Consider the following 23,956-nt stretch of genomic DNA (forward strand, 5'->3'; position numbering starts at 1 on the left):
GTGGTGCCCATGAGTGTGAGTGCTGATGGACGACGGATGCTTCGCATTGAAGCAAAGAACTCTCAGACCCCAATCGAGGCAAAACCTCGGTGGATTCGTACGACAGCGAAGATGGGGCCCGAGTACCGGGACATGAAGAACCGAGTGTCTGGCGCTGGCCTGCACACGGTGTGCCAGGAAGCAGGATGTCCGAACATCCACGAGTGTTGGGAGGACCGCGAGGCGTCCTTCCTCATCGGTGGCGATACCTGTTCACGCCGTTGTGACTTCTGCCAGATCAAGTCTGGCCGCCCATCCCCTCTGGATCGCGATGAGCCACGTCGTGTGGCGGAGTCCATCGCGGAGATGGGGTTGAACTACGCCACGATCACCGGCGTGACGCGCGATGACCTGGATGACGAAGGCGCATGGCTGTATGCGGAAGTGGTGCGCAAGATCCACGAGATCAACCCGCACACCGGTGTGGAGAATCTCACGCCTGACTTCTCCGGCAAGCCGGACTTGCTGAAGATCGTCTTCGATTCCCAGCCCGAGGTGTTCGCGCACAACCTGGAGACGGTTCCCCGCATCTTCAAACGCATCCGCCCGGCGTTCCGCTACGAGCGCTCCCTCGAAGTCATCAAGGCCGCCCACGATTACGGCCTGGTGACCAAGTCCAACCTGATCCTGGGCATGGGCGAGACCGCCGAGGAAGTCCGCAGCACCATCGCTGACCTGGCTGAAGCCGGCACGGACATCCTGACGATCACCCAGTACCTGCGCCCCACCGCGATGCACCACCCCATTGAACGGTGGGTCAAACCGGAGGAGTTCTTGGAGCACTCCGAGGCCGCCTACGATGCCGGCATCAACGCCGTCATGTCCGGCCCGTTGGTGCGTTCTTCCTACCGCGCGGGCCGTCTGTACGCTCAGGCCAAGCAGGCCCGCAGCGAGCAGATCCCGGAGAACCTCAGTCACTTGGAAAAGACGCTGGACGGCACCACCTCCCAGGAGGCATCCAGCCTGCTGAATAAGTACGGCGCGTCCAAGGAAACTCCTGTCGCTGCGCGATAGTTGAATTTTCGGCCGTAGTTGCTGCGGCCAGCACGAAGGCCAGGGAATCGCCGACCCTGGCCTTTTTCACTGTCTCGCCCATGGCCTATTGTTAAGGGCATGGCGAAGGATATCCGCGAGAAGGAAAATAAGAAGGCCGAAAAGGCCGCGAAGCGGGCACGGGGCAAAGAAACCCGTTCCCAGATGTGGCAGGCATTCCAGCTGCAGCGCAAGCGGGATAATAAGCTCATCCCGTACATGCTGCTGGCGTTCCTGATCCCCGTGATCCTTCTGCTGCTACTCTCCCTCGTTTTCGGCTGGTGGTGGCTGAACCTCATCGTCGGCATCATCCTGGGTGTGGCAGCGGCTCTGTTCATCTTCACCCGTCGTCTCCAGGCTGGTGTGTATGACCAGATCGAGGGAGAATCCGGTGCCGCAGCATGGGCTCTGTCCAACCTGCGCGATGGCGTCGGAATGAAATGGAAGACGGAAACGGGCGTGGCCACGAACTCCCACATGGACGCCGTGCACCGCGTGGTGGGCACCCCCGGCGTGGTACTCGTGGGCGAGGGCACGCCGCACCGCCTGAAGCCGATGATGGCGCAGGAGCGTCGTCGTTTGGCGCGCATCGTGGGCAAGACCCCGATTTATGACGTGGTGGTGGGTGACGAAGAAGGCCAAGTGCCTGTCAAGAAGCTGCAGAACCACCTGATGCGGCTTCCGCGCAACATCAAGAAGAACGAGGTCGATGGCCTCGAGCACAAGATCTCTTCCATCACGCGTTTGAACAACCCTGCCAACGCGATGCCGAAGGGTCCTCTGCCAAAGGGCGGCCAGGTGGCGGGCATGAACCGCCGTGCGCGCCGCGCTGCTAATCGCGGCAAGCGCGGTTGATCTGGCAACTCCTCGGCACCTTATTACTGCTGAACCTCGGCGGGATTCTCACGCCGGGGCCAGATTTGTTTTTGGTGCTGCGCCTGGCATCCCGTTCGCGGCGTCATGCCATTGCGGCGGTGCTGGGCTCTCACCTGTGCCTGACGGGCTGGGTGCTGCTCACGGCCTTGGGCGCTGCGACCCTGCTGGGCCGCTACCCGTGGCTGCTGGGCTGGATTCAGGTGGCAGGCGGGCTGTGGTTGTTGTTCATGGCCCAGTCCTTGGTGCGCGCGGGGTGGCGCGAGTTTTCTTGGCGCCGACGCCATGCTGGCGTCCATCCAGACATTGACGTCAGCTCACAACTGGGGTCTGTTCGGGCGGCGTTTGCGCAGGGCTTTGCCACTAATCTGTCCAACCCCAAGGTGATTCTTTACTTCAGCGCCATCATGGCGCCGATCCTGCCGGTGGGCGCGCCGTGGTGGACTGTGGCGATGATCGTGGTGGCCGTGGTGATGGAATCTCTAGTGATCTTCTCCACCATCGCTTTGTCCGTGTCCACCTCCACTATGCGACGCAAGCTCCTCGGAGCTGGGCCGTATATCGACCTCGCGGCAGGTGCTTTCTTCAGCATCGCCGGCGTGACGCTTCTGATTGTGGGCGGCTCGGCGCTGCTCTAGCGCTTAAAAGTTAGCGAGTGCGGATGACGGCGGTGCCGGTGGCGCGATCGTGCATACCGCGCCCGTCAGTGTCCTGAATCACCGGTGGCAGCAAGAAGATGGTGAGGAACGCGCGGAATGCGGCGCGGACAATGCCCACTCGCTGGTTCGGCTCGTCCACGCGTGCCACGCCGATGCCCATGATCGCGTGGCCTGGGGACTGCGCGAACAGCAAGACGGTCACGATGCGCAGAAGAACAAACAGCCCCAACGTGAGGAACGCGTTATCCCCCAACGAGTCCGTCATCGTATTGATGAATGCCGCCATGGCGTAACAGAGCAGCCAGTCGATGAGCAGCGCGGCCATGCGCGGGAACAATCCCGACAGGGAACCGGGTCCACTTTGGGGCAGTCCCAAGTTCTCGCCCGCGTAGGCAGAGAGATTAGTGGGATCCTCGTTTTCGCCCGGTACCAGCGGGCCTTCCAGCCAAGAGCGCTTCTCATTCATGATGATTTAGACACTAATCGCAGGCAGAACTTCTGCCTAATTTTAGGCCCTCCTCCCAGCAAAAGGATGGTGTGGGGTGGGATGAAGGGCGAACTTGGCGTCAGGAAAAAGCACAACGATGCACACCACATCGCGCGCCACATGTGAGCGAGGGCACCCTCCCACTCACAGAACTCACGAAAAACTTATAAGGTTGTACCTAGTGTTTCGCGTACGACGATTCGCAACTGCGAAAGTTTGGCGTGAGATATGGCCAAAAGTCGAGCCGCGCTCTGCCAAGATCGCAAGTGAGACGGCAACAAGTTAACAAAGGCGAAACATTGGGTTGACCATAGAGAAACGTAAGTTCCCTAGACTAGATCCAATGAGACGCCGAAGCTCCGCTTTCGGCTCGACTCGTAGCAAAGTATCCCACCGCAAGGAACGGAATTAAGACAGTGTCATTCAAGACTCCTGAAGAAGTCGTTAAGTACATCAAGGACAACGACGTTGAATTCGTCGACATCCGCTTCACCGATGTGCCAGGCCAAGAGCAGCACTTCACCATCGCCGCTCACGCATTCGACGAAGATGCAATCGAGGACGGAATGGCCTTCGACGGCTCTTCCATCCGTGGATTCACCTCCATCGAAGAGTCCGACATGAACCTGCTCCCGGATCTCGCTACCGCGAAAATCGATCCATTCCGCAAGGCCAAGACGCTGAACATGAAGTTCTTCGTCCACGACCCCTTCACCCGCGAGCCATTCTCCCGCGACCCACGCAATGTTGCCCGCAAGGCAGAGCAGTACCTGAACTCCACCGGAATCGCCGACACCTGCTTCTTCGGTGCAGAGGCAGAGTTTTACCTCTTCAACAACGTTCGCTACTCCACCGAGATGAACCAGGCCTTCTACGAGGTTGAGTCCGAAGAGGGCTGGTGGAACCGCGGTGCCGAAACCGACCTCGACGGCACCCCAAACCTGGGCTACAAGACCCGTCCAAAAGGCGGCTACTTCCCTACCGCCCCATACGACCACTACCAGGATCTGCGCGACGAAATGTGCCGCAACCTGGGCAACGCGGGCTTCGACCTGGAGCGCGCACACCATGAGGTAGGCACCGGCGGCCAGCAGGAGATCAACTATAAGTTCAACACGCTGCTGCACGCAGCTGATGACCTGCAGTCCTTCAAGTACATCATCAAGAACACTGCATGGCAGAACGGCGTATCCGCCACCTTCATGCCAAAGCCACTGGCAGGCGACAACGGCTCCGGCATGCACGCCCACCAGTCCCTGTGGAAGGACGGCAAGCCACTGTTCCACGACGAGAACGGCTACGCCGGACTCTCCGACATGGCTCGCTACTACATAGGCGGCATCCTGGAGCACGCAGGCGCAGTGTTGGCGTTCACCAACCCAACCCTGAACTCCTACCACCGCCTGGTGCCAGGCTTCGAGGCTCCAATCAACCTCGTTTACTCCCAGCGCAACCGCTCCGCAGCCGTGCGTATCCCAATCACCGGCTCCAACCCGAAGGCCAAGCGCCTGGAGTTCCGCGCTCCGGACCCATCCGGCAACCCATACTTCGGCTTCGCTGCCATGATGCTGGCCGGTCTGGACGGCATCAAGAACCGCATCGAGCCACACGCTCCAGTGGACAAGGACCTCTACGAGCTGCCTCCAGAGGAAGCAAAGTCCATCCCTCAGGCACCAACCTCCCTCGAGGCATCCCTGAAGGCACTGGAAGAAGATCACGAGTTCCTCACCGAGGGTGGCGTGTTCACCGACGACCTGATCGACGCATACATCGGCTACAAGTACGATGCTGAGATCTCCCCGAACCGCCTGCGCCCAACCCCGCAGGAGTTCGAGCTGTACTACGACTGCTAAACGGCAGTCTTGTAGTTGGTTGGTTGGTTTGTTAGACGGCTGGCTGGTTGGTTCGTTGGACCGGCTGGTTGGTTGTTAGCTAGCCGCAGCTGGCTGACAACTTGCAGATGAAAGGCCGGTGGAAACATTGTTTCCACCGGCCTTTTGCGTGCATGCAGGCCTTTTGCACAACGATCCCCCGGAAGTGCCACCCGAAAAATCTGACCTGGGGTTTTGCAGAAGCGGTGGCACTTCCGGGGGATCATTGTGCATACCGCGGAGTGGCAAGCGGTGAGGATAAGAGGCAGGGGTCAGATATAGGTAGAAAAGGAGAGGATTTTGGCGTCGAAGAATCAGGACGAAGACCAAAAGGCTGCCGTCTCGCACAAAAAATCCCACTTTCACCAGCGTGCAATAAACTTCTCCGCTCCGGCGTTACGGTGGATGTGCATGCGGCAAGCTCTGCCGCAGCGCAGTAAAAGCGAACACAACCAAACTCTCCCCAGAAAGGTCAGAGTGACAGAAAGTATGACGGACACTGCAGACAATCGCCAGCCCACCGCCGACCCAGCAGAAGCGAACGCCTTCTTCCCCTCCCCTTATTCACTGTCTCAGTACACCGCGGACAAGACGAACTTCGACGGACTAGCGACAGATCAGAAGTATCAGGGTGGCCGGTGGAAGGTGCTCGTCATCGCTACCGACGAACGCTACATGCAGATGAAGAACGGAAAGTTCTTCTCCACCGGCAACCACCCCGTGGAGACCCTACTGCCCATCCATCACATGCAGCAGGCGGGCTACGGCATCGATGTGGCGACCGTTTCCGGCAATCCCGGCAAGTTCGAGTGGTGGGCCTACCCAGACAAGGACGAGGCTGTCGCCGAAGCATGGAAGCAGACCGAGGAAGCCTTCCGGAGCCCTCAGAAGCTTTCTGCGGTGCTGGCAGATGGCCTCGATGACTACGCGGCCATCTTCATCCCCGGTGGCCACGGTGCCATGAACTCAATCCCCTTCAGCACGGAGCTCGGTGAAGCCTTGCAGTACTTCGTGGATAACGACCGCCTGGTCATTACCCTGTGCCACGGCCCGGCGGCTCTGCTGGCCGCAGGCACTAACTCCGAGAAGAACTTGTTCGCGGGCTATGAGATCGTCGCGTTCCCCGATTCCTTGGACTTCGGCGCCAACATTGATATCGGCTACTTGCCGGGCGAGATGCCATGGAAGTTGGGTGAGACGTTGCAGGAAGCAGGCGTGGTCATTAAGAACGACGACATGACCGGCGCCACCACGCGTGATCGCAATCTGCTCACGGGTGACAGCCCTTTGGCCGCCCACCAGCTGGGTAAGGAATCCGCGCTGGCTTTGCTGGAAAAGTTCGGCGAATAGCGCTTAGCTGCGGCGATTAGCTGGTCGCCGCAAGGCGGCCCTGGAGCGCGCCGTACACCAGATCATGTAGTGGAGTTTCGACGCCAGCCTTCTGCCCCATCCGGATAATGGCACCCACTTGAGCGTCGAGCTCATTGGGCTTGCCCGCGGTGATGTCCCGCTGCATGGAGCTAGTGGCCTCGGAGATCTGCTGGTCCACAAAGCCGAGGGTCTTCTCCACGATGTTCTCCGGCAGCGCCACGTCGTTACCGCGCGCAACGGCCTCCACCTCACGCATGAGCTGTTCCAAAGATCCGCGCAGCTCGGTGCGCAGGTATCCCAGCGGCTGGTTGGCCAGCGCGCCGAGCTCACCGGTAGTGGTGACAAACAGAGCCTTGCTCCACACGTCCACGAAGATGTCGTCCAAGCACTTCCCGCCAATTTCCGCAGCGTGCAGGTGCTCGGTCAGCTCGCGGGCGACGGCAGCGGCCCGGTCACCAGCCGAAGCCGAATCACCCGCGAACGTTCCCACGTTCAGGCTCAGCGGCCCCGGGTGCAGCTTGATCTTCGCCGGGCCCAGATGCGTCAGGTAGCCGCGAATAACCCCAGGCAGAACATTGTTTTCTCCGAAGCGCTCCGCCGCGAGATACGGCACCTCCACGGAGTTGTGGGTGGTGACTACCGGAACTCCCTCAACATCCGGGAACGTCTCATTGCCCGGCAGCGCCTTGGTTGCCACAATCACCACGTCCAGGCCGCCCAGCGCTTCGCGCAGTTCAGAGAAGGACTCGGCGGAGGTGGCGGGAACGGTGGTGGTGTTGTCGTCGGGATCAATCAACGTCAACCCCGTGGAGCGCAGCACTTCCAAGGTCTCGCCGCGGGCCACGAACCCCACGTCCTGCCCCGCTTGTGCCATCAGGCCACCGAAGTAGCCGCCTACTGCACCTGCACCAAGAAATCCGATCTTCATGGTTGCCAGCCTAGTTAGCGATCTCCGGGGTTTCCGCGATGGCCTCGAGGATGAACTCCTTGACTTTGTCCGCGTCGTTGGGCAGATCCACCACGTGACGGTCGGCATTCATGATCTCGCGGAAACGCTCGGGAACCTCGGGCTCGGTGCCCAGGGCTTCCTTGATGGTGTCCGCGAACTTCACGGGCAGCGCGGTCTCCAGGCAAACGATCGGCGAGTCCACCTTGCCCGCCCACTCGCGAGCGGCCTTCACACCATCAGCGGTGTGCGGATCCATGAGCACACCCAAGTCCTTGTAGCACTCCGCGATGGTCGCCACGCGATCCGCATGCGAGCTGGTGGCGGAGAGGAACCCAAACTTCTCGGCGGCATCCGCAAACGCCGCATCCTCGTTCAGGCTGAACCCTCCCTGCTTGACCTGGGTTCCGAACAAGTCGGCGATGCGTGCGCCGTCGCGGCCCAGCAGGTCGAAGACGAAGCGCTCGAAGTTGGAGGCGCGGGAGATGTCCATGGAGGGGCTGGAGGTCTCGTGCGTTTCCGCGGAGCTGCGCACGCGGTAGTGGCCGGTGCGGAAGAACTCGTCCAGCACGTCATTCTCGTTGGTGGCCACGATCAGCTTGTCGATCGGCAGTCCCATGGAACGCGCGATGTGGCCAGCGCAGATATCGCCGAAGTTGCCCGTGGGCACGGAGAAACTGACCTTCTGCTCGTTGGACTCCGTCACTCGAATCCAGCAGGACACGTAGTACACGATCTGCGCCATCAGGCGCGCCCAGTTAATGGAGTTCACCGCGCCAATGCGGTTATCGCTCTTGAAGTCCGCATCAGCGCTGACTCCCTTGACCACGTCCTGGCAATCGTCGAACACGCCGTCCAGCGCGATGTTGAAGATATTCGGGTCATCGAGGCCGAACATCTGCGCCTGCTGGAACGGGGTCATGCGCCCGGCTGGGGTGAGCATGAACACGCGGATGCCATCGCGCCCGCGCATCGCGTACTCGGCGGAAGAACCGGTATCGCCGCTGGTCGCACCCAGAATGTTCAACGTCTCGCCCCGGCGCGCCAGTTCGTATTCGAACAGCTCGCCCAGCAGCTGCATCGCCATATCCTTGAAGGCCGCGGTGGGTCCCTCGGACAAGTGGCCGATGTACAGGTCACCGGTCAGGCGCGTCACGGGAACGATGTCCTCGCTCGCGAACTTTTCGGTGGTGTACGCGCGGGCGGCGATGCCTTCAATGTCTTCGGCGGGGATGTCGTCGATAAAGAGCTTGAGCACCTCGGCAGCCAGCTTGGCGTACCCCTCCGGCTGGTCCAACAGACCACGCCACTGGGTCAAAGTGACATCGTCCAGCTGTGGGTATTCGGCGGGCAAGTACAGGCCGCCATCCGGCGCTAGTCCACCGAGCAGGATGTCGGTGAATGTCGCTGGGGTACGGGAGGCATCGCGCGTTGAAATGTAGTCCACGATTGTTCATCGTAGCCGGTCGCGCGCGTGAACGGGCCATCCGCCCGCCGTTTTCGGCAGGGTTTCGCCACGCTGTGGCCTGGGCGCACCTGGGTGTTCCTCGGTGTTGGCGTGCCCGCTACAGCCGGAGGCTCGCGCGCACCGCGGCCATCGCTTGATCCTCGTAAGCACCGCCAAATAGGCGAACGTGCAGGAACAGCAGCTGTAGTTCGTGCAGTGGTTCGCGGTCGCGCCATCCCGCGTCCAACCCTGCCTGTTCCGCGTATGCGCCGAGGATCGTCTCCAGGTGGGGCGTGCCGAAAATCTGCAGTGCCGCCAGGTCCGTCTCCGGGTGTCCGGTGTGCGCGGCCGGGTCAATCAGCGCCACGTCGCCCTCGGCGGTCCACATGACGTTGCCGCTCCACAAATCGCCATGCAGCGGCGCGGGCGTGGCTGTTTCGTCAAAATCTCCGTTGCGCAGTCGCCGCAGCAGTGCCTCAATGTCTTTTTTGTTCGACGCCGAGAACGCCCCTTCCGCAAGCTCCTCCAACACCGCCGCGTAGAACTGCCCCCAACTATGCGTGGGGTGGAGAGGAAGAGCGAGGAGATCGTCATTGGGCCCCTGATAGCCATCGCCATCCCATCCGTCGGGGCCCGTGCCGAAGGCTTCTGCTCCTGTGGCATGCATGCGCGCCAGTCCCCTGCCGAACTTCTCCGCAGCTTCGCGGGTGGGCTGGCCAGAGGTGATGCGTTCCAGGTACAGATCGTCACCCTCGCGGGCGAGCACCTCCACCACGCGCAGCGAGGAATCACTGGCACATTCGGCGAGCCATCGCAGTCCCGCTGCTTCCCACTCTCCAGATCTGCCGGGGTTGTGCTTGATGTAAACGGACATGGCTCCCAGTGTGCCTGACGTCAACGCTCCGCCCCTCGATGGCCGGTCTACGGTGCTGGTTCGGTTAGGATCATCTGCGTGCTGAAAAGTGTGAAAGTGATATGGGCAAGCTGGGCCGTGATCAACGGCCTGATGCTGGCTCTCGTTTCGCTGCGCAAAACCACCACTGAGGATGTGCGCTACTACTTTCACGGCATCAATCCCCACGCAGATCATGCCCCAGGCCCGAGCTCCATTTACACTCCCAGCGGAGCGGTTCCATTGGGCGAATATCCGGATGCTGGAGTGTGGCCACTGCGCCTATTGGACTTAGTCACCCAGGACAACGAATCCGCGTTTCTGTTCCTATTTTCGCTGGTCTGCGTGATCATTTCTGGCGCCTATCTGTGGTTTATTTTGCGTTGGGGCTCGGCGCACCACGAGCGCAATACCGACAGCGAGTTCCACGCCGCCTGGTTCTGGGTGTTATTCAGCGGCGCAGCAGGACCCATCTTGCTGACGCGTTTGGACTTGTATTCCGGAGTGGCCGTGGGACTGACCATGGCTCTGCTGATCACTTACCCGCGCCTCTCCAGTTTGATTCTGGCGTACGCCACCCTGGCGAAGCTGTGGCCGGGCGTGCTGGCCTCTGCTTTGGTGGGCCATGCGAAGTCCCGCCCCACGTGGGTGCGGCTGATTTCCTATTTCATCTCGCTGGTGGCCTTGGCGATGGTGACGGTAGTGGTGTGGGGTCCAGATCGCCTGCTGTCCCCCATCACCTACCAAGATGTTCGCGGGTTGCAGATCGAGTCCGTGTTCGCCACCCCGTTGATGGTTGCCCGTCTGTTCGACGACAAACGCTGGGACGTGTCTTATGCTTCGTCGAAAAGCTTTGAAATTGCCGGTCCGGGCGCGGATATCGCGATGACCTGCGCCAGCGTAGTGCTGGTGGGCATGCTGGTTTTCGCGCTGGGCTTTGCCCTGTGGCGTTTCCTGCGCGGTGGGTGGACTCGGCAGTCTGCGGTGTTGTTCGCTTTGTTGCTGGTGTGTTTGCTGATCGTGAGCAATAAGGTGTTCAGTCCGCAGTACATCGCGTGGGTGGGACCGCTGGTGGCGGTGGCCTCGATCCTGTGCACAGCCACGTCGATGCGCACGTTGCGCATCAGCACGCTGATCGTGGCTGCGCTGACCACCGTGATCTACCCGTTGACCTACGAGTCCATCCTGCATAATTCCAGCGGATGGCCCATCTTGGTGCTCACGGTGCGCAATCTGGCGATGGTGCTGATGACCTTCTCCGTGGCGGTGGCTCTGTTTACGACGCTGCGGAAAACTTCTGCCGCCGCAACGCTGAAATCGGCCGTGCCGAGCGCGCGGACGTCCGTGGGCGCGTAGCCACAATTCCGATCACGCCACAGATCCACACGGCGACAGCGGCGATTGTTGCGAGGCGGAAATCAGCCCACGCATAGTCTTCATCAGGCGCAGCCCAGCTGAGCACCAGTCCCGTAGTTTGGGCGATGATGATGCCTGCGGTCCATCCGCCCATGTTGGCCAAGCCGGTGCCGGTGGCCAAGATCGAGCGATCCACCTGTTCGCGGACGGAATCGAATGCGAGGTTGGATACCGGCGCCATCGTGCCCATGACGATGGCAAACGCCAGCCCGAATGCAGCGCCACGTGGATCTACAGGGAGGAACAGTAGGATCCAACAAGCAATGGTGACGCTGCTTCCGGAAACAGTGGCGATCCAACGCTTGCGCCCCATGCGCGAGGAGAGCATGCCCACGAAAGGACCGGCCAACACCGTTGCCACCGTAGCCAAGGTCAGAGCTAAACCGGCGTATCCGCTGCTCTGCCCCATACCGATGGTCAAGATGGGCACGCCCCAGAGCATCGTGAAGGCCACCAGTGTGCCCAGACCAGTCCAGTGCACAAAGAAGCCGTGCCAACACGTGGGATTGGTGAGGACTTCCCGCAGAGTGTGAGTCAGAGAAAGCTTCGGCTGCTGCTCCGGCTCACGAATTTCTTCACTGAGCTCCTCGCCGAACTCCTCACCGAGATCCTCGTCACTCCGCGCAGTCTCCTTCGCAGCGGGCGAATCCTGTATCAGCACGGCCGCCATCAGCGCCAGTAGCAGCCCCATGGCACCCAAGGAGAAGAACGCCGTGGTCCAGCTGGTTGCGTGCAACAGGGCCAGGAACGGGACCGCCGAGAGGAATTGCCCGAACTGCCCCAGTGCTCCGGATAGCTGGCTCAGCATCGGCGCCAGGCGCAGCGGGATCCATGCGGGGATCAGCCGCATCAGCGAGGAGAACGCCGTGGCATCGCCCATGCCCACGAGCACGCGTGCGAACAGCGCAACCGGGTAACTGGATCCGAATGCGAGGATGACTTGCCCCACTCCCATCACCAGCGCACCGGCGATCAGCAACTTGCGTGGGCCGAACTTGTCCACCATCAGCCCCACGGGGATCTGGGACAGAGAGTAGGCACCCAGCTGGAGGGAAGCGAAGACTGCCAGGCGTGTGGCGTCGATATGATACTGCTCGATCGCCTCCACGCTGGCCACGCCGAAAGACGTCCTGCCCGTGACCGCCATCGTGTACAGCAGAACCGCGGTCAGCCAGATGATCAGTCCGCGCGTGCTTAACGCCTTCTGCGCTGCCCTTTGTGCGGCCTTCTTGGCCGGGTGCGTAGAGACGTTGGTGGTGTGGCTGGCCGTCTTCTTTTCGACGCCAGCCTTGTTTTCTCCTGGAGTGTTCTCTGGCTGCGTGCTCACCTTAAGGCACCTTACTCCTCAGCGAGACAGTGTCCGGAGTGGGGTGAAAACAGGCGCCTGACTAGGCCTTACTCTGATTAACCACGCAGTGCGTTACGGATCATCGCGGCGGTGGTTGCACAGGTGCGGGCGCGCTCTTGGCCTTGGTAGGCGCGGCACACGTCGCTTCCGTGAGCCAGCAGCCCGATCAGCGCGGCGGAAAGTTCTTCGGCAAACAGCTCTTCCTGCTCCTCCGTGCGGACCACGGTGATGCGGGGAATACTTGCGCCGGTGGTGCTGGGCACGGGGCAAGCTCCGACTGCCGCGAGACGTACCGCGCAGTGGGCAAACAGGCTGACCACGTCATCCGCTTCGGTGATCTCCGTGACTCTACGGCGGAACTGCAGCATGGAGGGCATGGTCACGTGGTGCTCGCGCCAGCGGGCTGTAGCGTGCGAGCGGTCCAACGCACTACCCATCTTGTCCGTAGTCTCCCGCAGGGTGTCTCGCATTTCTGCCACACCGTTGGTCCGTGCCTCAAGCTGCTCTACAGCACCGAGGAGCACGCGCAGTCCTTCCCAGTGTTGTTCCAAGTAGGATGCGCGCCCGGCGAAGGGCATGGAGCCGTTGGTGATGCGTTCCCACAGGGGTGAGCGGTGCAGGACTTCGCGGACAGTGCCAGCGGTTTCGATGACCAGCGGTGCCACGTCGATGTGGCGCGGGGACTCTTCCACTGCACTCATGTGTGCGGCACCTCCATTCATCGTTGTTGTGCGGGATCGGCCGTGCACAATCATTGTGCAGATTCTTGAGCGTGATCCACGGAACCGAATGCAGGTTAGTATAGCCTTATTTCCGCACAGAAGGCTAGTCTTCACGATAGTCGTGGACCACGTCTTCACCCCAGAAGATTTTATCCACCACCTTGCGCGCACGCCTGGTCTTCTTCAAATAGTCATCCAGGAATTCCTGCGATTCCGTGGGATCCCAGTTCGATGCTGCAGCCACCTGCGCCAACGGCTTGCCGAAGGTCGGCAGCTGATCCTTGCGCTTGCCCTTTACCAGCACGATGCCGTTACGAGCCTTCGTCGCGGTGATCCACGCTTCGCGCAATACTTCCGCGTCCGCCTCGCTAATCAGCTCTGCTGCGGCCATCTCCTGCAGCGCGGCCAAAGTGGAAGTGTTGCGCAACCCTTCACTGACCTGCCCGTTTTGCATGGTCAGTAGCTGAACGGTCCACTCCACGTCCGTCAGCGCGCCACGCCCCAACTTGGTGTGGGTATTGCGGTCCGCGCCCCGCGGAAGCCGCTCAGCATCCACGCGCGCCTTGATGCGGCGCACTTCTCGCACCTGCTCGTCAGTAGCGCCGCCTTCTGGGTAGCGGAACTTATCGATCATGCGTAGGAAGCTGATGCCCAAGTCCTTGTCACCGGCAATCCACGTGGCCCGCAGCAGCGCCTGCATCTCCCAGGTCTCGCCCCACTGCTGGTAGTAGCGCTCGTAGGATTTCATCGTCCGGACAATCGCACCGTTGCGCCCCTCAGGCCGCAAGTCCAAGTCCACTTCCAACGGCGGATCCTGGGAGGGCCGTCCCAGGCGCGTGCGGATGGAGTCGCAGATCATGGCCGCCCACTTCATGGCCTTGTTCGTTGTGGAGTCCGCATCCTCTTTTCCGACGTCAAACTCCTCATCGGACAAGTTTTCCGCCTCTTCGCGCACGGGTTCGGCCACGAACATCACGTCCGCGTCCGAGCCGTATCCCAGCTCGGCTCCGCCGAGCCTGCCCATGCCAATCACGCTGATCCGGGCGGGCGCGTTCTGATCATGCTTGTCCTCCCAGGCACGGATTTCCGCTTGCAAAGCGGCCTCCAGCACGGCATCCCAAACCAGGGACAGGGACAGGCACACATCCTGAATATCCATGAAGCCCAGCAAATCCGCGGCAGCCACGCGTGCCAGCTCGGCGCGCCGCAGCGAGCGAGCCACCGCGATAGCCTTGTCTGGGTCGCAGTGGCGAGCCGCGGCGGCCACCAGCGAGTGCGTTACTACGGCCGCGTCGCGCTTGATCAGCTTAGGCCCCGTGGCACCGTCAGAGAGCAATTTGACGGTATCGATGCTGTTCAGCAACAGTTCCGCCAAGTATGGCGACGTGCCCAGCAAGAACATCAGTCGCTGGCCCACCACGTTTTCGTCGCGTAGGAGCCGCAGGAACCACTGCTTCTCCGAGGCTGCATCGGAGAGGCGACGGTAGGCCAGCAGCCCGGCGTCGGGATCAACGGTCGGGGCGAGCCACTCCAACAGCGTCGGCAAAATGATGGCCTGCAACTTCTGCTTACGGGAAGACCCTGCGGCCAGGGCGGACAGGTGCTCGTAGGCGCGGTTGGGGTTCTCGTATCCCAGGGCGGCCAGCTGGCGCTTGGCCGCGTCTGGCGTCAGGCGGATGGTGTCCTCGCTCATGGCCGCCACGCTGGTCAGCAATGGGCGGTAGAACAGCTTGGAGTGCAGCTGGTGGATCTGCACGCCCACCCGGCGTACGTCGTCTTCCAGCTGCTCAGCGTAGGTATTCATGCCCTGCGGGAGATGCCCGGAGGTGCGCGCCAGCCAGGTCAGAGCCTCCAGCTCATCCTTGGGCGGCAAGGTGTGCGTGCGCTTGAGGCGCTGCAGCTGCAGCCGATGCTCCAGCAGGCGCATGTACTCATAGGAGGCGATGAGCTTTTGGCCGTCATCGCGACCCACATAGCCTTCCTTCATCAAGGCCTTCAGCGCGGCGACGGTCGGGCGCACGCGCAGGGATTCGTCCGTGCGTCCGTGCACCATCTGCAGCAGCTGCACGGCGAACTCCACGTCGCGCAGGCCACCAGGGCCCAGCTTGAGCTCGCGGGCACGGATGCTATCCGGGACGTTTTCAATGACTCGGCGGCGCATCGCCTGGACGTCGGAGACAAAATCTTCCCGCTCGGAGGCGCTCCACACCAGCGGCGCCAGCGTCTCCACGTACCTCTCGCCCAGCGCTACGTCGCCCGTCATGGCCCGGGCCTTGAGCAGCGCCTGGAACTCCCAGGTGCTGGCCCAACGGTCGTAGTACTTCTTGTGGGAACTCAAGGTGCGCACCAGCGCGCCCTGCTTACCTTCGGGGCGCAAGGCCGCGTCCACCTCGAAGAACACGCGCGTGCCGATGTTGATGAACTCGCCGGCCCAGCGCGTGGCGCGGGAATCGGCGGGCTCGGCCACGAAGATCACGTCCACGTCAGAGATGTAGTTCAGCTCGCGGGCGCCACACTTGCCCATCGCCAGCACGGCCAAGCGCGCCGGTGGCTTGCGGTCCTCATCGTCCGGACCTCCGTACACAGTGGTACACGCCACGGCCAGCGCTGCGGTCAGCGCAGCATCAGCAGCATCAGCCAAACGCTGCCCCAGGGTCACAAACGGCAGCCGGTCTGGCTCGTCATCCCGGTTGACGATGAACGTGCCATTGCAATCGATGGCGGCAATGCGCGCCAGCAGCGTGCGGTAGGCATCGCGCATCGCCACGTCCGCCTCATGCCCGATGATGCGAGCGCGATACGTGCGGGACTTCTCCCCCGCAGGTTCCACAGCCTTCTCGCCGTTATCGTCCTTGAACTCGGCGAATTCATCCATGGCCAAGACTTCGTCGACCCGCACAGCGCCCACGCTGTCCAGCATCGTGTCCGTCATCTCGCCCGCAGTTGGCAGAGGGAGAGACAGGCTCACCCACTCCTCGGGGTGAGCCACTATGTGGTCTCCCAGCAGGCTGGATGCGCCGAATAGGGAAATCACTCGCCGACGCAACTCGGCATCATCCTTGAGCGCGGCCATGAGTGTGTCCGCGGTGGCGTCGGCAAAAGGCACATCCTTACCCACGGACGGCAAGGAAGAAACGGCGGCCAACTGGTCATTATCCTCGCGCTCGCGCAGGGCTTCCACCAGCCGCACGAGGTTATTCAAGGCCAGGTCAGGATTGCCAGCGGCGCCCAGAGTGCGCAGCAGCCCCACGTGCTCCTCGGTATTCCACCCGAGGTCGTTGAGATCGTCTTGCGCACGCGGTCTGGTCAGGCCCAGAGTCTTCGCGGAGGGAATTCTGGCGCGGGACGACCGTGGACGATCCATGCTGGAGCCTTTCACAAACTAAACGCTGTACTGACGCGGGGGGATACTCGAAGACGAAGGGGCTAGAACTCAAGGTTGTTCTTGAGCTCCCACGGAGTGATCTGCAACTGGTAGTTGTTCCACTCGCGCCACTTGTTGCGCAGGAAGTATTCGTAGACGTGCTCGCCCAGGGCATCGGCCACCAGCTCGGAGTTTTCCATTTCGCGCAGGGCGTAGCTCAGGTCCTGCGGCAGGTCCTTGAATCCGGCAGCGCGGCGCTCGCGGGCGGTCATCAGCGCAATATCGCCCTCGGCGGCCGCTGCCAATTCGTAGCCTTCCTTAATGCCCTTCAGCCCAGCGGCCAGCAGCACGGCGTAAGAGAGGTACGGGTTGCAGGCGGAATCCGGGGTGCGGATTTCCACGCGACGGGAGGCGGACTTGTTCTGCGTGTACATCGGCACGCGGACCATCGCGGAGCGGTTCGCAGCACCCCACGCGGCCGAACGAGGAGCTTCGTCACCAGTGGAAATGCGCTTGTAGGAGTTGACCCACTGATTGGTGACCGCGGAGATCTCTGAGGCGTGATGCAGGATGCCCGCGATGAATGACTTGCCGGTCAGGGACAGACGGGTTTCGTCATCCGGATCGTGGAAGGCGTTTTCATCGCCTTCAAACAGCGACATGTGCGTGTGCATCGCCGAACCCGCGTATTCCTGGAACGGCTTGGGCATGAACGTAGCGCGCACGCCGTTGCGCAGGGCCACCTGCTTGATGATGTAGCGGAAGCTCATTACGTTATCAGCCATGGACAGGGCGTCCGCGAAGCGCAGGTCGATTTCCTGCTGGCCGGGGGCGTTTTCGTGGTGGGAGAACTCCACGGAGATGCCCATGCGCTCCAGGGTATTGATGGCATCCGCGCGGAAGTGCGGGGCCTCGTCCGTGACGGCTTGGTCGAAGTACCCGCCCGTATCCGTGGGCACCGGTGGTTGCCCGCCGGTTTCGATGGATTGCACCAGGAAGAACTCAATTTCCGGGTGAACGTAGCAGGTGAAGCCCATCTCTGCGGCGGTGTTCATCTGTCGACGCAAGACTTGCCGCGGATCCGACCATGACGGTTGGCCATCCGGCATGGTGATATCGCAGAACATGCGGGCAGATAGGCTACCATCGCGGTCTGACTGGAACGGCAGGATTTGGAACGTGCTGGGATCTGGCCTGGCGATGGTGTCTGATTCTGCGACGCGGGAGAAGCCTTCGATGGCCGAGCCATCGAAGCCAATTCCCTCTTCAAAGGCACCTTCCAACTCTGCGGGAGCCACGGCCACAGACTTGAGGAAGCCTTGGACATCCGTAAACCACAGGCGGACGAAACCGATGTTTCGCTCTTCGATGGTCCGCAACACAAATTCCTGCTGGCGATTCATGGTTTTCCATTGTAGAGAGTCCCGCGACAACGCGGGCGGACTTGCCATCTGCCGGGCTGATGAATGGGGTTGGCTGGCCTCAATTCCGTGACGTGTCCGCGGTTCTGGCACTATGAATGCATGGTTGAGAACACGGCTGACCGTTCTGATAATTCGCCCGTCGGGTACATGGAGCCCACCAAGCAGGTTCGTTTGACGGACCTGCAGGCTCGCAAGGGTTCGGACTCTCCTTTTGCCATGCTGACCGCCTACGATTACTCCACCGCCAAGGCGTTTGCCGCCGCAGGCGTGGAGGTGCTGCTGGTCGGCGATTCCGCTGCCAACGTGGTATTTGGCTACCCCACCACCTCTCATATTTCTATGGATGAGATGTGCTACCTCGCCGCTGCAGTGGTGCGCGGTGCGGATAAAGCTTTCGTGATGGTGGATCTGCCGTTCGGCAGCTACGAGGCCTCTGATGAGCAGGCCGTGCGCAGTTCCACGGAGATTTTGCACCGCTCGGGCGCGCACTGCGTGAAGCTCGAGGGCGGTGTGCGCATCGCGCCACGGATCAAGGCCATCAAGGACGCGGGCATTCCGGTGTGCGCGCACATTGGCTTTACCCCGCAGTCGGTCAACAACTTGGGCGGCTTCAAGGTGCAGGGGCGCGGGGCTGGCTCCGAGCAGTTGATCGCGGATATGCAGGCCGTGGTGGAGGCCGGCGCGGACATCGTGTTAATGGAGATGGTTCCGTCCGACGTCGCCAAGCGCGTCACCGCAGAATGTCCCGTACCAACCATTGGCATCGGCGCGGGTGCGGATTGTGACGGCCAGGTTCTGGTGTGGCATGACATGGTCGCATTCCCAGAGGATGGGCACCGCCCCAAGTTCGCCAAGCAGTGGGGCAACGTGGGCGAGGTACTCACCCGCGCCGCTGCGGCGTATAAGAAAGAAGTCCAAGAAGGCACATTCCCGGCCGAGGAACACACCTTCAACAGCTAGCGCTGGCCAACCCAGCGCGAGTCCAAGACAGCTAGCCCCCCAAAAAAATCTGCTATCCCAGCGCGTCCGCCAGCACGAACACCAGCCCGGCGGCACCGAGCAGCAGCAAGGATCCCGTCAAGGCCACCACGGATCCAACATTCGGGTCAGCTCTCCCCCGGACAATTCCTCGGCATCCACCCTGGTAGCGCCGCCTTTGCGTCGCCACGATAAAGATGGCCAGCGCACACAACGCCCCAGCTACCAGCATCACGGCCGAGCCATACAAGTGCGCCCATCGGAGCATCACCGCGCCCACCACTAGCATCGCCACCACGGTGCGGGTCCAGGCCAGCGTGGTGCGCTCGGGCTGCAGGCCCGGGTCGCTGTGCAGGGAGATGTCCCTGGACGGATCGGCCGGAGAGGGAGAACGAGAATCAGCCATTAGTAGGCCAGCACCACCACGAGCACGGTGACGGTGGCCATCACTGCCACGCCGGAGAGAAACGGCACGATGCCCGGCACTGGCAACGCGCGGGATTCCCGCATCGCGCGTTCCACCCGCACCCAACGCACCGCCGCACCCAGGGCAATGAACATGCCCACCAGCAGTACTAATATTGCCGCGCCGCTCCACAGCCAGCTGGGGACGTTGGGCAAACGGAAGGCCTCAAGAGCGATCCCGCCCGCTAAAAACGCCAACGAGGTACGTATCCAGGCGAGGAACGTGCGCTCGTTGGCGAGGGTGAAGCGAGGGTCGGGTTCAGAGCCCGTGGGCAGCAGCGTGCGCGCTAGCCACGAGCGGGAAGGCTTGGCCGGTTTAGTCCTCGCCGAGCTCATTGCGATCGTAGGCATCTGCCTCTTCGTTGCGCTTACGTGCGGTTTCGAGGGCGTGAGCAGCCTCTTCACGGGTGTCGTACGGGCCCATGCGGGATTCCCAGCCGCCAACCTGGCCCTGAGTAACTTCGCCGGTTTCGGTGTCAAAGTACCATCTATCGGTCATAGAACTTTCCTACCACAGTTGTGCGGGCTCTCGCGTGGCTAGTCCCCCGCCCCTCCCACACTTAGTTAATCCCAAGTCCCGCACCTAGTCCGCGGGCCAGGCGAACTCCACGGTCCGGGTCTCCGGATCTGCGGTAATCAGGGTGACCGCCGTCTGGGAGGCCTCCTCCGGATTCCCTTGGCAGTCCGCAATCACGGGCGGCTCGCTGACGAAAATATCAGCGCCCTTGCCACTGCTATGCATCACTGCGGCGGAGAAGTTCTGCCCCACCCACGGCTGCAGCACCACCGCTTCGGTCAGGCCCATGCACGCCCGGTCCACTTGGTTGGCCAGCTGCGTGCTACGCTTCATCGCCTCGATGACCTCATCGGCGCGCTCGGCCACCCACGCTGGCACCTCGCGTTCTTCGGCGATAGCTAGGCAAATTTCCGTGGCGAATCGGTCGCTCAGTCTGCGCAGCGGCGCGGTGACGTGGGCGTAGTGGCCGCCGATTCCGGCGTGGATGGACGTTTCGTTTTTATTTTCGACGCCAGCAATCCCAAACGCCACATAGCCAGCCCCACGCAGCAATCTCTGGGCGTCGCGCATCAAAGCCATTCCCTGCGGGGTGGAGGCATCGATGCTGGCTAGGAGCTCGCCAACGCTCTTGTTGCCGCGCTCGAAGCCCAGCGCTTTGGCGGCGGAATCGAACTTGGCGATGTCCTTGGGGCTGGCCGGTGGCAGGGTGCGCAGGATGCCTTTGCCTACTTTAACCATCATCTGGCCTGCACACATGCCAGCCAGCAGAGACAGTTCCGCGTTGTAGTCATTCATCAACTGGCGCGGTTCGATGACCAATTGGTATTCGGCCTGCTCATCGTGGCTCTTTTCCACGGAGACCGAGGGCAAGCGCAGGTTCACCGCATCCCGTCGCAAGTCCGAGCGCTGCCGAGCCTCGCCTAACTCCGGCAAGAGTGCGATCGAGGGATGCAGCGTGCCTGCCAGGCGGTCTGCCTCCACGCCTTCGTAGTTCAGCTTTGCGCGGCTACGGACGGTCGCGCGGTAGACGGTGAAGTCGTGGATTTCTCCATCGGCATCCACGTTGATGTCCCACACCACGGCGGGCCGGTCCTGGTCCGGCAGTAGCGAGGCATTGCCTTCGGAGAGCTCCGCGGGGTGCAGGCGTACGGGATCGTCGGGAAGATACATCGTCTGCCCGCGGCGAATGGATTCGTCTTCGAGGGCGGAACCTGGTTCCACGAAGGCCCCGACGTCGGCGATGGCATAGCGCACGCGCCAACCCGGCGCGCCGGAACCTGCGCCCGCAACACCGTCTGCCTGCCAAGATTCGATGTGCACCGCTTGATCCAAGTCCATGGAGCTGGGCGGATCGATGGTGACAAACTCCACCTCGCGCAGGTCACGTCTGCCGTCTGGGTACCTGTCCGTTGCCAGGATGGCCTCTGAGTGGAGCTGTTCAGGGAAGGTCTCTGGCAGGTCGAATTCCCGAGCGATTGCGCGGAAGTCCAGTTCGGCGGCGAAGAGTTTCATTGCTCCAGAGTGGCACAACTGGGCTGCCAGCGCGCTGCGCCAAGCGCAGAAGTTTGAGCATAAGAAGTTTTGAACGCCGAGAAGACCTATGAGCCGGATTTTGTCCTACGCTCATTCCACCCGAAGGTGTCCTCAGCGCGAGGCGGCCATCCATCTGGGCGCACCATTGCTGGGCACCTCAAGCGGTCTACCTGTTCATCAGCAAGCGAGCAGCTCTGGAACTCAGCCGCACGGAACGAGCCGTGCAACTACTTGACCTTGCTCCCGGTGGGGTTTACCTAGCCACCCCAGTCACCTGGCGTGCTGGTGCGCTCTTACCGCACCTTTTCACCCTTACCCGCGAAGCGGGCGGTTTGTTTTCTGTGGCACTGTCCCGCAGGTCACCCTGGGTTGCCGTTAGCAACCACCGTGCTCTGTGGAGTCCGGACTTTCCTCGACGTGCGGCCTCATCCCAGCGTGGGATTGGTTCCAGCTCGCCGCGACCACCCGGTCTTCTCGGCAGGTGCTTACTCTACCTGCGCGCTGGCCCATCACCGAAAACCCGTGAGTGCCGTCTCGGTTTTAGCCCTCGAGGTAGTGCGTGTCATTGACACGCCGCACCACAGTTTTTCCCTCGCCGTAGAACTCCACGATGGACAGTCCCGCCAGGTCCAGGTGCAGGGTGCGGAACATCGTCGCGTCTACGCCCAGCGCGTAGCGGAGGATGGCCTTGATCGGGGTGACGTGGCTGACCAGTACCACGTTCTGCCCGGCGTAATCACTGGCCAACCTGTCCATGACCCCCTGGATCCGCTCGTAGACATCTTCCATGCATTCCCCGTCTGGGGTGCAGGAGTTGGCGTCGAAAAAGAAACTCTTGTGCTGATCGGGGTATTCGGCGCGCACCTCGGTGAACGTCTTGCCTTCCCAGTCGCCGAAGTCCATCTCGATGAGGCCGTCATCGGTGACCACGTCTGTGCCCAGCGCATCTGCGACGGCGCGTGCGGTTTGTTGCGCTCGGCCCAGCGGCGAGCTGAGCACGGCGGCGATATTTCCGCGCGCGCCCACGTACTCGGCCGCCCGGCGCGCCTGCCACTCGCCCTTGGCCGTCAGCGCTGGGTCGGAGAGGCCGGAGAATTGCTTGGACACGCTCATTTCGGTCTCGCCGTGGCGCAGCAGGAGGAAGCGTGCGGGCTGGGTGCCGCCGTGCCAGTCGGCGGAGGTTTCCTTTGTGTTTTCTTCCTTCTCGACGCCAACCTCCTCCCCCACAGCCTTGTCCCCTGAAGCCTGCGCAGGTGTCTCGTCCTGCTCCTCGGGCTCTGCAAAGTAGATGCCGGATTCTTTGTCATCCATGGCGCGATTGGCCAGCTCATCCGCGCGCTTATTCTGCGCGCGCGGCACCCAGGTGTAGTTCACGGATGCGAACTCGCGCTCTAGTTCCTTGGCCTGCTGGGCCAGGGGCTTCATGTCTGGGTGCTTGATCTTCCATCGGCCGCTCATCTGCTCGACAATCAACTTGGAATCCAGGAACACGTCCACGGTGGTCTCGGATGGGGAGTGCCCGGCACGCTCGGCGACGGTCTTGGCCAGCATCAGGCCGTTAACCACGCCGTGGTACTCGGCGACGTTATTGGTAGCCTTGGCGATGTATTCCCACTGACAGGCCAGCTCGGTCTTATGCCCTGCGATGGCCGAGGCGGGGTCGACGATGCTGGAGCCCGCGCCTGCGAGTCCGGGGTTGCCTCGTGAACCGCCGTCAGCTTCCAACCGAAGTCGCATTGTGCCTATCGCCTTTCCTTATGTGCTGTGTTTCGTGGGTGTCCCGTGTGTGAATCCTCGATGGGCGCTCGTTGAGCGCTCAGTGGGCGCCCAACGGGTAACGCAAAAATTACTCGTCTTCGCGGTACACCAGCAGTAACACGTTACATTCCGGGCACTGCGGAAGTTCGTCTGCGGGCGTGCGTTGGATGGATTTCAGCGAGGCTGGGTCCAGCTCCATGAAGCAGCCTTGACACATGCGCCCTTTGAGCCACGCAGCGCCAATTCCCTGCTCTTCCACTCCGCGGTCGTAGGCTGCCAGCACTTTGTCATCCAGGTTCTCTCGGGCGGATTGAACGCGAGCGGTAGCGGCGTCCATGTCCGCGCGCAGGGCATTCTCCGCGCGCTGCACGTTGTCTTCCGCTTCGCGGATTTTGGCCTGGTAGGCATCGGGCTGCTCGGACTCGTTGCCGTCGAAGAACTCCGCGGTGCGGATTGCCCGCTCCAGGCGATCTTCGAAATCCTCCAGCTTGGCCAAGGTGGTGCTGAGATCGTGCTTGAGGTCCCTGCGCTGCTCGCGGTCGGTCGCGGTGCTCAGCGTGGCGCGATCATCGCGCTCGCGCTCTTTGAGCTTGGCCACTTCCTGGCGCAGGCGGAACACGTCCGTGCGGTGTTCGTTGCCCGCCGCGCGGTTGCGCACCTGCTCATTGCGCGCCTTGATCTGCTCGGCTTTGAGGTGTTCCAGCTTCTCGCGCTCGTCGAGGGTATCCAGGCGCGCTTGCAGGACGGACAGTTCTTGGTTGCTGGCCAGCAGGGTTTCCAACTGGCGTCGGTCGTCTGTAGAGCAATGCATGGT

At 61.9% G+C, this 23,956-nt stretch carries 21 protein-coding genes and 1 other RNA gene; 7 read left to right on the forward strand and 15 right to left on the reverse strand.

Annotation, left to right across the window (positions count from 1 at the left end; translation table 11 throughout):
* The first annotated feature begins 9 nt into the window (after window positions 1–9).
* The 3 genes from lipA (at window position 10) to IM764_RS00750 (ending at window position 2,582) form a co-directional block, all read left to right on the forward strand.
* Window positions 10–1,053: a lipoyl synthase gene (gene lipA / locus IM764_RS00740; protein ID WP_194186540.1), complete on the forward strand. Its 1,044-nt coding sequence runs from the start codon at window positions 10–12 to the stop codon at window positions 1,051–1,053.
* Between the two features lie 99 nt (window positions 1,054–1,152).
* Window positions 1,153–1,926 (forward strand): DUF4191 domain-containing protein, encoded by a 774-nt coding sequence (locus IM764_RS00745; protein WP_194186541.1) that lies wholly within the window; start codon window positions 1,153–1,155, stop codon window positions 1,924–1,926.
* On the forward strand, window positions 1,923–2,582 hold the full coding sequence (locus IM764_RS00750) for a LysE family translocator (protein WP_194186542.1): 660 nt from the start codon (window positions 1,923–1,925) through the stop codon (window positions 2,580–2,582). The genes IM764_RS00745 and IM764_RS00750 overlap by 4 nt, the downstream gene beginning before the upstream one ends.
* A gap of 10 nt (window positions 2,583–2,592) precedes the next feature.
* Here IM764_RS00750 and IM764_RS00755 read toward each other — a convergent pair whose 3' ends face one another.
* Window positions 2,593–3,069 carry an RDD family protein gene (locus IM764_RS00755; protein WP_194186543.1) on the reverse strand — a complete coding sequence of 159 codons (477 nt, stop codon included), beginning with the start codon at window positions 3,067–3,069 and terminating at the stop codon, window positions 2,593–2,595.
* 437 nt (window positions 3,070–3,506) lie between these two features.
* Between IM764_RS00755 and glnA (IM764_RS00760) the strand changes: the two genes are divergently transcribed.
* The gene (gene glnA, locus IM764_RS00760) at window positions 3,507–4,943 is read left to right on the forward strand and encodes a type I glutamate--ammonia ligase (RefSeq protein ID WP_194186544.1); all 1,437 of its coding nucleotides are present in this window, start codon (window positions 3,507–3,509) and stop codon (window positions 4,941–4,943) included.
* A gap of 507 nt (window positions 4,944–5,450) precedes the next feature.
* Window positions 5,451–6,311 carry a glyoxalase III HchA gene (hchA, locus tag IM764_RS00765; RefSeq protein ID WP_194186545.1) on the forward strand — a complete coding sequence of 287 codons (861 nt, stop codon included), beginning with the start codon at window positions 5,451–5,453 and terminating at the stop codon, window positions 6,309–6,311.
* Between the two features lie 16 nt (window positions 6,312–6,327).
* Here hchA and IM764_RS00770 read toward each other — a convergent pair whose 3' ends face one another.
* The 3 genes from IM764_RS00770 to IM764_RS00780 all read right to left on the reverse strand — a co-directional run bounded on the left by IM764_RS00770 (window position 6,328) and on the right by IM764_RS00780 (window position 9,599).
* Complete coding sequence (locus tag IM764_RS00770) at window positions 6,328–7,260, reverse strand: 2-dehydropantoate 2-reductase (RefSeq protein WP_194186546.1); 933 nt, start codon at window positions 7,258–7,260, stop codon at window positions 6,328–6,330.
* Between the two features lie 10 nt (window positions 7,261–7,270).
* Window positions 7,271–8,725 carry a threonine synthase gene (thrC, locus tag IM764_RS00775; RefSeq protein WP_194186547.1) on the reverse strand — a complete coding sequence of 485 codons (1,455 nt, stop codon included), beginning with the start codon at window positions 8,723–8,725 and terminating at the stop codon, window positions 7,271–7,273.
* 118 nt (window positions 8,726–8,843) lie between these two features.
* Window positions 8,844–9,599: a fructosamine kinase family protein gene (locus IM764_RS00780; protein WP_194186548.1), complete on the reverse strand. Its 756-nt coding sequence runs from the start codon at window positions 9,597–9,599 to the stop codon at window positions 8,844–8,846.
* A 78-nt stretch (window positions 9,600–9,677) separates the two neighbouring features.
* Here IM764_RS00780 and IM764_RS00785 point away from each other — a divergent pair, with 78 nt between their 5' ends.
* Window positions 9,678–10,973, forward strand: coding sequence for a hypothetical protein (locus tag IM764_RS00785; RefSeq protein WP_194186549.1), 1,296 nt, complete (start codon window positions 9,678–9,680; stop codon window positions 10,971–10,973).
* On the opposite strand, the gene IM764_RS00790 is transcribed toward IM764_RS00785, so the two are convergent.
* The 4 genes from IM764_RS00790 to glnA (IM764_RS00805) all read right to left on the reverse strand — a co-directional run bounded on the left by IM764_RS00790 (window position 10,894) and on the right by glnA (IM764_RS00805) (window position 17,870).
* Window positions 10,894–12,360 (reverse strand): nitrate/nitrite transporter, encoded by a 1,467-nt coding sequence (locus IM764_RS00790; protein WP_370551495.1) that lies wholly within the window; start codon window positions 12,358–12,360, stop codon window positions 10,894–10,896. The two genes, IM764_RS00785 and IM764_RS00790, sit on opposite strands and share 80 nt — an antisense overlap.
* A 77-nt stretch (window positions 12,361–12,437) precedes the next feature.
* The gene (locus IM764_RS00795; RefSeq protein ID WP_194186550.1) at window positions 12,438–13,082 is read right to left on the reverse strand and encodes a hypothetical protein; all 645 of its coding nucleotides are present in this window, start codon (window positions 13,080–13,082) and stop codon (window positions 12,438–12,440) included.
* A 124-nt stretch (window positions 13,083–13,206) separates the two neighbouring features.
* The gene (locus IM764_RS00800; protein ID WP_194186551.1) at window positions 13,207–16,467 is read right to left on the reverse strand and encodes a bifunctional [glutamine synthetase] adenylyltransferase/[glutamine synthetase]-adenylyl-L-tyrosine phosphorylase; all 3,261 of its coding nucleotides are present in this window, start codon (window positions 16,465–16,467) and stop codon (window positions 13,207–13,209) included.
* A gap of 62 nt (window positions 16,468–16,529) precedes the next feature.
* The gene (gene glnA, locus IM764_RS00805; RefSeq protein ID WP_194186552.1) at window positions 16,530–17,870 is read right to left on the reverse strand and encodes a type I glutamate--ammonia ligase; all 1,341 of its coding nucleotides are present in this window, start codon (window positions 17,868–17,870) and stop codon (window positions 16,530–16,532) included.
* 120 nt (window positions 17,871–17,990) lie between these two features.
* Between glnA (IM764_RS00805) and panB the strand changes: the two genes are divergently transcribed.
* Window positions 17,991–18,851, forward strand: coding sequence for a 3-methyl-2-oxobutanoate hydroxymethyltransferase (panB, locus tag IM764_RS00810; protein WP_194186553.1), 861 nt, complete (start codon window positions 17,991–17,993; stop codon window positions 18,849–18,851).
* Between the two features lie 52 nt (window positions 18,852–18,903).
* Here the strand turns inward: panB and IM764_RS00815 are convergent, their stop codons facing one another.
* The 7 genes from IM764_RS00815 to IM764_RS00845 all read right to left on the reverse strand — a co-directional run bounded on the left by IM764_RS00815 (window position 18,904) and on the right by IM764_RS00845 (window position 23,953).
* Complete coding sequence (locus tag IM764_RS00815) at window positions 18,904–19,275, reverse strand: DUF202 domain-containing protein (RefSeq protein WP_194186554.1); 372 nt, start codon at window positions 19,273–19,275, stop codon at window positions 18,904–18,906.
* Complete coding sequence (locus IM764_RS00820; RefSeq protein ID WP_099299008.1) at window positions 19,275–19,685, reverse strand: YidH family protein; 411 nt, start codon at window positions 19,683–19,685, stop codon at window positions 19,275–19,277. The genes IM764_RS00815 and IM764_RS00820 overlap by 1 nt, the downstream gene beginning before the upstream one ends.
* Window positions 19,651–19,833 carry a hypothetical protein gene (locus tag IM764_RS00825; RefSeq protein ID WP_099299009.1) on the reverse strand — a complete coding sequence of 61 codons (183 nt, stop codon included), beginning with the start codon at window positions 19,831–19,833 and terminating at the stop codon, window positions 19,651–19,653. Before IM764_RS00825 ends, IM764_RS00820 begins: the two co-directional genes overlap by 35 nt.
* Before the next feature lie 84 nt (window positions 19,834–19,917).
* On the reverse strand, window positions 19,918–21,363 hold the full coding sequence (locus IM764_RS00830) for an RNB domain-containing ribonuclease (protein WP_194186555.1): 1,446 nt from the start codon (window positions 21,361–21,363) through the stop codon (window positions 19,918–19,920).
* Between the two features lie 73 nt (window positions 21,364–21,436).
* Window positions 21,437–21,861, reverse strand: an RNA gene (rnpB, locus tag IM764_RS00835) — RNase P RNA component class A.
* A 63-nt stretch (window positions 21,862–21,924) separates the two neighbouring features.
* A complete protein-coding gene (locus IM764_RS00840; RefSeq protein ID WP_194186556.1) occupies window positions 21,925–23,121 on the reverse strand; it encodes a bifunctional RNase H/acid phosphatase in 1,197 nt (398 codons plus the stop codon).
* 109 nt (window positions 23,122–23,230) lie between these two features.
* Window positions 23,231–23,953 carry a zinc ribbon domain-containing protein gene (locus tag IM764_RS00845; protein ID WP_099299012.1) on the reverse strand — a complete coding sequence of 241 codons (723 nt, stop codon included), beginning with the start codon at window positions 23,951–23,953 and terminating at the stop codon, window positions 23,231–23,233.
* Window positions 23,954–23,956 lie beyond the last annotated feature (3 nt).

The sequence above is a fragment of the Corynebacterium sp. ED61 genome (assembly GCF_015233855.1).
GTDB lineage: Bacteria > Actinomycetota > Actinomycetes > Mycobacteriales > Mycobacteriaceae > Corynebacterium > Corynebacterium dentalis.